The following is a 7,411-nucleotide window of genomic DNA, read 5'->3' as shown; positions in this document are numbered from 1 at the left end:
ATCCCGGTCAGCACAGGGCGGCACGCTCTGCCTGCGAACAGATTCTTAAGCTCGCACGTGATCGTGTCAACGAATATGCGGTGGCTTTCCGGCCGATGGTCCACCTTCGACTTGACGACACGTGCGGTGATCCACTGCCATTTCTTGAACTGCTGGCTGTCGTTGATCAGGCGGAATGGCACCGGGAACAATCGGATCAGCGTTCCATCCTCCATCATTCCTGCCACGCAGGATGTCTCAGCATGCTTGGCGCTTGGTGATGGATACGTCTTGCACAGGATCAAGATGCGTTGTGGTTGAACTGGCATGTCCGTCTCAGAACCCATGATGAACAACTTGGGGAAGTAGTCTACCTGATCGCGTGCTGGTAGCGACTACCTTTTCCTGACCAATTGCTCTAAATCCAAGAGAAACCCAATACACGGTAACATCGATGTGCCGGCACGTCTGCGTGTGAACCGTACCGGGTTTGCCGGAGACCGTTTGGCTTGAGTCACGCTGGCATGGCCTGCTCTTGCAGGATGGCATAATAGCGTTCCTCGGCTTCGGACGGCGGGAGTTGCCGCTGTATCCGAACACCGCGGCCGCCCTCGGCGACTACCTGCGTCGGGACGACCGGCCTTCCCAGCCGCCGAATGCGCCCGGGCTGCTAGTCTCCACGGCCGGCAGCCGGCTGCTCTACGGCAACCTCCAGATCACCTTCCACCGGCTGGTCGGTCGCACCGGTCTCACCTCCCGCTCAATCCTGCCCGCCAACCGGGGAAATTGACCAAGCCTATCATCCACATCCTCGACAAGGTATATCAGGAATGAGTCCCACGACAGCCATGCTGGTTATCTGATATGATGTTGCCCGGCAGCGATAACGTTACCTCGCCAAGCACATTAGAAATCGTGAGCGATGACAAGCATCTCGGATTCATCTGCTGTTCGCGAGAAAAGAGTCCTCTCGCAGCATCAGGCGGCGCTGACCCTGATTCAGGGGCGCGTCGGCTCCCCTGAGTTAGAAAATTATTCTTGGTTAGATTTAGCTTGTGGTCGCGGCCAGATTATCGCGCACCTTGAGGATAATCTGACTGAGGGCGCACGCGGCAAAATATTATTCTATGCTTATGATGTGGATCAGCGATACGGCCGTGAGACGCGCCGGATTGCCTCTGGCCTAGGTTTCAAAAGTTTCGGGCTTGGCATCGGCGAGTTGTCCAATTTCAACCAGCTAGTAGATCCGAAGCTCAAATTCGACTTCATCTCACTAACCAACACCGTTCACGAGCTGATACCTCGCTCGATCGCCCAAGTGATGTTGGACAGTGTGGCTAGGCTGAAGCCGACCGGCACCCTATTTGTTTACGACATGGAACGTATCGAACCACCGGAACTGGGCGCTATTCCATGGAACCGAGACGAGATCCGAGTCATTCTCTTCACCCTGCTCGATGCTTTGAGTTCAGCGCGCTATCGCCCTGAAGTGAGTAGGTGGCAGCACAGCCGGATTTCGGGATGGAATCTGCAACTCGATCGGAATTATATCAAGTTGGACGATAATGGGCTCGCCGCAGCGACGGCCAAGGCTATAGAGGTGACCAGCTCAAAGATCATGGAGTTAATGAGGACTCGCCTTAGTGCGTGCACGAAAGCACTGATGGCACTGACTGAGTTTGATGCGGAAACTGCTGACGAGGAAGCCGATAAAGTTCGACTCCTTCACGAATTTTGGGCTCTGACGCGAGCATTGGGAGGCGCGGAATGAAAATCTTTTTTTCCTTCGCCGCGGCAGATCGCGACCGCGTCGGTAAGCTGATGATTTTGGTCCGCAAAGCGGGTTTTGAGGTTGACAGCGTGGATGGTGTCCTCGCGAGATCGCCGATAACTGCAGTCGCCTCGGAGATCCTCTCCTCTCGAGTGATTGTGGCGGTTATCTCATCCGACAATCCTAACGTATTCTATGAACTTGGACTAGCGGTTGGAGCGGGGTTGCCAGCAGTCATTGTGGCAATCGGTGATGTTTTGCTTCCAAATGATCTGGCATCAATGCCATTTCTTCGCTTAACCGATGATGTTGCTCGTGATGCAGGCAGCTTGCTACTCCACCTTCGTGGATTGAATCTTGGTCAACATGAGCAGAGGCTTCCCAGTGGCTCTATTGAGGAGATGCTTGTTGCTGCCACACGCGACACGCAGCTCCTCGAAAAGTTGTCCCCTGCCAAGTTTGAGCAGATGATTGGAGAACTGCTCGAGTCGCGCGGCTGGTCAATCGAACGGTCCACCGCCCGGAGAGACGCGGAAGCTGATTTTATCCTTTCAGATCCAACCACGAAAAAGGTTACCATTGTTGAGGTGAAGAAGATTAACAGTCAGGGACGCGTTTCAGTCGACGCTGTTCGCCAGTTTCTCGGCCACATGAGCGTCATGGGTGTTTCTTCGGGCATCCTCGTATCCACTGCTGGATTCACTTCATCGGCGCTCGCCATGGCGGCCGATACAGGCGCCGTGCTAATCACGCTCAATGAGCTGCTGAGCAGCCGCTTGAGACTTACGCCGAGCGACATCAGCCGAACTTGAACTTCGCTAGATGTTCAGTCCCGACATTTGGTGGAGTGGATTGAGGTTGAATCGTTGGGGCTCCTTTGTCCATACCCGGCAGATATATTCGTAGGAGGACCTTGTTGCAGCGAGGTTATTTCGGTTGCAGGAAAACCCTTCCCGGCGCCCTGGTTTACGCGACGCGGACGGAGGCCGGGCGTAAGCATCCGTCGAGCACCGCAGGAGGGAGCCGTTGAGAAGAGGGCAGGACGTATCGCATGATTGCAGTTTTGTTGAACTATGAGGCGGTCATGGACATCGATACCGATCAGATCGACGATGCTGTACTGGCGCTTTTATGGTTGGGACTCCACAACGGTGCGCGCGTGGAAGTCTTTTGACTGGGACGCGATGGACCGGCTGCACATGAAGGGGCTGATCCACGATCCGGTTGGCAGGGCCAAGTCGGTGGTTTTCACACCGGACGGCCTGGCTCGCTCGGAGCAGCTGTTCCAGGAACTGTTCGCGAAGCGTTGACCCGGCTGGCGCCGAGGTCACGCCGCCCTGGCCCGCTCGCGGATTGCCTTCCACTCCCAGGGCAGCAGCTCGTGCAGCCGGTTTTGGGGCAGGTCGTTGATCCGGGCCAGCACATCGGCGAGCCACGCCTGCGAATCGACATCGTTTATTTTTGCTGTGGTAATAAGGCTGTACATGACTGCCGCCCGCTCGCCGCCCCGATCGGAACCACAGAACAGCCATGACTTACGGCCGAGAGTAATACCACGCAACGCTCGTTCAGCGGCATTGTTCGTCAGGCACACCCGGCCATCACGCAGGAACACGGTGAAGCTTTCCCAGCGCTTGAGCATGTAGTCCATGGCTTTGGCGACCGGATTGTGGCGGGACAGGCGGGCCCGTTCAGTGCGCATCCATTCTTCCAGCTCGGTCACCAGCGGCGCGCTGTGCGCCCGGCGCGCAGCCAGGCGCTGCTCCGGGCTCTGGCCGTTGATCGCCCGCTCGATATCGAACAGCGCGTCGATCCGCCTGACTGCTCAGCCGCCTCTGCAGAGCGTCCCGCTTACGGGTGGCCATGACATCCCCAATATCCCCGTTTTCCCGCACCAACAACAGGATTCTTAAAGGAAGTTAATTTAGAGGTTTACGCGAGTCATTGCACATCAATTTCACCCGATTCGCGCGAGTCATTACACACGTTTTGCGCGAGCGATTGCATGTGGATGATGGATTTCGCTCACAAACCCCATCGTCTCTGCGGGATGCGAGTCGCGTCGACAAAACGCGAGTGATTGCACATGGATGAGCCATCTTTTCGAGGTAGCTTTTTGCCAGGCGCGAGCGATTGCACATGCCTGCCCGTTGGAGAATATCGCCTGCCTGCAAAGTGCGAGTGATTGCACATGGTTGTCGGCTATGAAAGGCGCTTTCGGGACCATCTTGTCTTGATGGTGCTAGGTGTTCATCCAAGGCAGGCGCGAGCGATTGCACATGCGCGCCTAGTCCGGTCCTAGATTTCCTCGGCCTTTAAATCAAGGAACTTCGGACTGCTAAGGGAGATCAACCGCTTCCTAACTGGCGGCGGGGATTGCCAGAGCGTCATGCCTTTCACGTTGGCGTCAAAAATGGCTTCCGGGTACGCTGTCTTCACCTGCTTAAGGAGATTGAGGAAATCTCGCCGGAAATCCCTGATCCTTTGGTAGTGCTGTCCGAACTGCTCCTGCAGCGCCGTCCACGGCACGAACTGCGACTTCCCCTGTGGAACTCGATGCAGCCGCTGCGCCAGCCAGCAATACATGTCCAGCGCCAGTGCGGAGTGCGCCAGCGCCGCCACGGCACGCTCATCGAGCGGCACCGCGTAGCGCGTCAGGCTATCGAAATAATCGAGGCTGAGGCGTAGCACGGACGGCCACAGCACCCGCTGGCTCTCGTCGCGCTCGAACCAGAGCTCGAACTTGCTCACCACCTTGGCATCGACCTGCACGGCATGATCGTCGTAGGCGATGCCCATGTGGAAGCTGGCGGCGGCTAGAGCGGACAACTGCGCCTTTAGCATGTTGGCCTGCCGGCCATCCTGCGTCTTGCCCATGATGCGCCGGAAGAAGGCAGTCATGGTGTCCTCGACCGGGATCTCCGGCGTCCCGCTGCGCAGCGCCTCAGAATTCAGGTGCATCAGCAGCATGCGCGCTTTCGGGCCATACGGCAGGCCGAGCTGCTCCCACACGCCTGTGCGCGGATGGCGCACCTTACCCGCCTCGATCAACAGCGCTGCCCTGCCCTGCCGCCGCTCCCATGTCAGCACACCCGGCTCCGGCTTGGCCGTCGGCAGCGAGCACTGGGTCAGCACCGAGTGCATAAAGGTGAGTTCGTCCGGCTCGTCGGCCCGGATGCTGACCGCCGCGTCGACAAGTCGCTTCTTGATCCGGCTGACCTTCGGCACCTTGGCCGCCGCGACCAGCGGTTTGAGGTCGCCGCATTCATCAGCGTTTTTCTCGGCCCGCCGCAGCTTTTCAAGCATCGCCCGCGCACGAGCGGCGTCGGGGTCGAAGCCGTATGGATCGGCGGGCATAGCGGCACCTACATGGCAGAGTCTGGAGTGGGGATGGTGGCGCAAATCGGAGCAATACGCAATAGCTGCTGAGAGTGGAAAATACTCGCACACAACCTGGTCAAGCTCTTGCTTTCTAGAAAGAAAGTAGGCAAGTTTTCTAGGAAGAAAGCTAGCTTTTTGGGAGGCGACATTGATCGTAATTGTAGGCGGAGAAAAAGGCGGTGTGGGCAAAACCACGATCGCCACGCACCTCACGGTGGCACGCAACGCAGCGGGCCGTTCCGTCCTGCTGGTCGATGCCGATCCCCAGGGCACGGCGACGACCTGGATGGACATGCGCAAGGACAAGGACGTTACGCAGGTGCCGATCATCTCCATGAAAGGCCAGAAGGTGCATATCGACCTGCGCGAGCAAGCCAAGCACTATCAGGATCTCGTGGTCGATACCGGCGGCGCCGACAGCCACGAATTCCGCTCCGCCCTGCTGGCCGCTGATACCGTCGTGCTGCCGCTGCGTCCCGGCTCCTTCGACTTCTGGACGCTGCAGAAGATGGTCGACGTGATCGAGATGGCCGATACCTATAATGAGAACCTCAAAGCGGTGATCTGCCTCTCTCAGGTGCCGCCAACCGCCCGTGACCGTGCGCGCAAGGATGCGGCGGCGATTATGGCCGAGATGCCGCGCTTTACTCTGCTGAGCGCCATGACGGTGTTCCGCGCCGCCTTCAACCATTGCAGTGGTGAAGGACTGGTCGTCTCCGAAATGCCGAACCGCGACACCAAGGCCTGCACGGAAATGTCGTTCGTGCATCAAGAAATTTTCGGGAGGGACTGATGGCGATCAAGATGCCGAAGAAGGCACAAGATACCGCGCCCAGCCCGGAGGAGTTCATCGCCGGTGCTACCGCCGTGCCGCCACCAGCCCCTCCGACCGAGCATCTCCCATGGCGCGACCCGCGCATCCGTGACGACCTGCGAGTTCAGGTCAACGCCAAGCTGCCGGAGAAGCTGATGGTGCAGTTCAACTGGCTGGCCAATCGACTGGGCACGAAGAAGCAGGACGCGCTCGAGAGGGCCTTGCGGGAATGGACTCATTCGCGGATGCGCGAGCTAGGCGTCGATCCCGACTAGCTATCTTTCTTTCTTGATCGACAGAGGAGAGCATGATTGGTCCGGTGGAAACCTGATCCAGGCAAAGGATGTCAGCAAGGCGACGTTCCGCGACCTGATCGAACGGCTGGAGAGCCTTGTTCATTGAAGGTCTGCGGGCACAGGGCAGCAACCCGCAACGCGCCATCGACTGCGTGACCGTGATTGATCGCATCTGGTCGCTCAAGATAGAAAGCTAGAAAGGAAGAAAGAAAGATAACTGACATGACCGACTCCATCTGAAAGCCGTTCATAAGCGGCGGATACCAGCCCGCTAGAAAGCTATCTTTCTTTCTTCATCCAGCGGGTCATCGCTGCCAACAGTACGACGTTCAGCTTATAGCCCAGATCCTTCCGCAGCGCCCGCGCCTCGTTGAGCACTTCTTCATGGATGCGGATCGGCCGGGTCAGCGGCCCCATTGGATGCGGCCATTCGACGGGCTCCCCGGCGCGTGCCGCTGCGACTACATCCCTGATCGCCTCCTCCATGGCCTCGCGGTCCGTCATGTTCAGTTCGTCGGCACGCGCTTTGAAGCCGTCCCATAACTCGGACGTGACACCGGACGCTGACGTCGTAACAACTGGCCATCTTGTTTGAGGCATGAGTCCCACAGAGCTGATTTCCTTTGGTTTTGCCCTAACAGAACCCAGCGTGCAACTCTCACCGATAGTTCTCCTCCCGTTCGTGCTGAATCAAATTGGTTAGCATCATTCTCCTGTAAGGTATTGCTGCAGACTCAGGACGGGTGTTACTGCTATGCGAGTATTTTTCGCTACTACAGGATTGGGCGACATGCGCGCTTCTTCCGGCACTGCCCGAAATACGAAGCAGAGTTGATCCATGGCGACACTTCCGATTACCTTTGCTCTGCAGCTCACCATGCTTCACGCGCCACACATTGCGCCGGAGACGGTGATTGCCTTCGTGTAGGCCAAAAGCCGCCTCAACCCGCTGGCGATCCATGACAACTAAACCCGCCACAGCTACGCGCCCGCATCTGCATCGGAAGCAGTGACGCTCGCTCATCATTCGTTGCTCGCTGATGGCCCCCGCCTTCGATCCTGCCGAACTGGTTAGGGCAGGGTAGGGGAGCTCATGCTGGTCGAAGCGTACCGACACTGTAAGAATCTGTTCGCAGAGTGGGCATGCCGGCCTGTGCTGACCAGGATGCT

At 57.9% G+C, this 7,411-nt stretch carries 9 protein-coding genes and 1 pseudogene; 6 read left to right on the top strand and 4 right to left on the bottom strand.

The features are described 5' to 3' along the window. A partial coding sequence (locus N826_RS38030) for a hypothetical protein (protein WP_044437694.1) occupies positions 1 to 308 on the bottom strand: 308 nt, incomplete at its 3' end. A 206-nt stretch (positions 309 to 514) separates the two neighbouring features. Between N826_RS38030 and N826_RS38025 the strand changes: the two genes are divergently transcribed. From N826_RS38025 to N826_RS38010, 4 genes are all read left to right on the top strand, one after another. Continuing rightward, entirely contained in the window at positions 515 to 769 is a 255-nt protein-coding gene (locus N826_RS38025) for a site-specific integrase (protein ID WP_147041343.1), read from the top strand. A 132-nt stretch (positions 770 to 901) separates the two neighbouring features. After that, a complete protein-coding gene (locus N826_RS38020; protein ID WP_044437692.1) occupies positions 902 to 1,750 on the top strand; it encodes a class I SAM-dependent methyltransferase in 849 nt (282 codons plus the stop codon). Beyond that, entirely contained in the window at positions 1,747 to 2,562 is an 816-nt protein-coding gene (locus N826_RS38015; protein ID WP_044437691.1) for a restriction endonuclease, read from the top strand. Before N826_RS38020 ends, N826_RS38015 begins: the two co-directional genes overlap by 4 nt. 300 nt (positions 2,563 to 2,862) lie before the next feature. Further along, entirely contained in the window at positions 2,863 to 3,060 is a 198-nt protein-coding gene (locus tag N826_RS38010) for a DUF6429 family protein (RefSeq protein ID WP_211099504.1), read from the top strand. A 17-nt stretch (positions 3,061 to 3,077) separates the two neighbouring features. Here N826_RS38010 and N826_RS38005 read toward each other — a convergent pair. Then, positions 3,078 to 3,575: pseudogene (locus N826_RS38005) on the bottom strand (IS66 family transposase); the annotation flags it as partial. Positions 3,576 to 4,048: 473 nt separating this feature from the next. After that, positions 4,049 to 5,107, bottom strand: a complete 1,059-nt coding sequence (locus N826_RS38000) for a replication protein RepA (RefSeq protein ID WP_044437689.1) — start codon at positions 5,105 to 5,107, stop codon at positions 4,049 to 4,051. Positions 5,108 to 5,279: 172 nt separating this feature from the next. Here N826_RS38000 and N826_RS37995 point away from each other — a divergent pair, with 172 nt between their 5' ends. Then, a complete protein-coding gene (locus N826_RS37995) occupies positions 5,280 to 5,924 on the top strand; it encodes an AAA family ATPase (protein ID WP_084721544.1) in 645 nt (214 codons plus the stop codon). Then, positions 5,924 to 6,220, top strand: a complete 297-nt coding sequence (locus tag N826_RS37990) for a hypothetical protein (RefSeq protein ID WP_044437687.1) — start codon at positions 5,924 to 5,926, stop codon at positions 6,218 to 6,220. The genes N826_RS37995 and N826_RS37990 overlap by 1 nt, the downstream gene beginning before the upstream one ends. 300 nt (positions 6,221 to 6,520) lie before the next feature. On the opposite strand, the gene N826_RS37985 is transcribed toward N826_RS37990, so the two are convergent. Then, positions 6,521 to 6,745, bottom strand: a complete 225-nt coding sequence (locus N826_RS37985; RefSeq protein WP_044437686.1) for a hypothetical protein — start codon at positions 6,743 to 6,745, stop codon at positions 6,521 to 6,523. Positions 6,746 to 7,411 lie beyond the last annotated feature (666 nt).

Source organism: Skermanella aerolata KACC 11604 (genome assembly GCF_000936425.1).
Classification (GTDB): domain Bacteria; phylum Pseudomonadota; class Alphaproteobacteria; order Azospirillales; family Azospirillaceae; genus Skermanella; species Skermanella aerolata.
The sequence above is the reverse complement of the archived record's forward strand: the minus strand, read 5'-3'. Positions and strand labels throughout refer to the sequence as shown.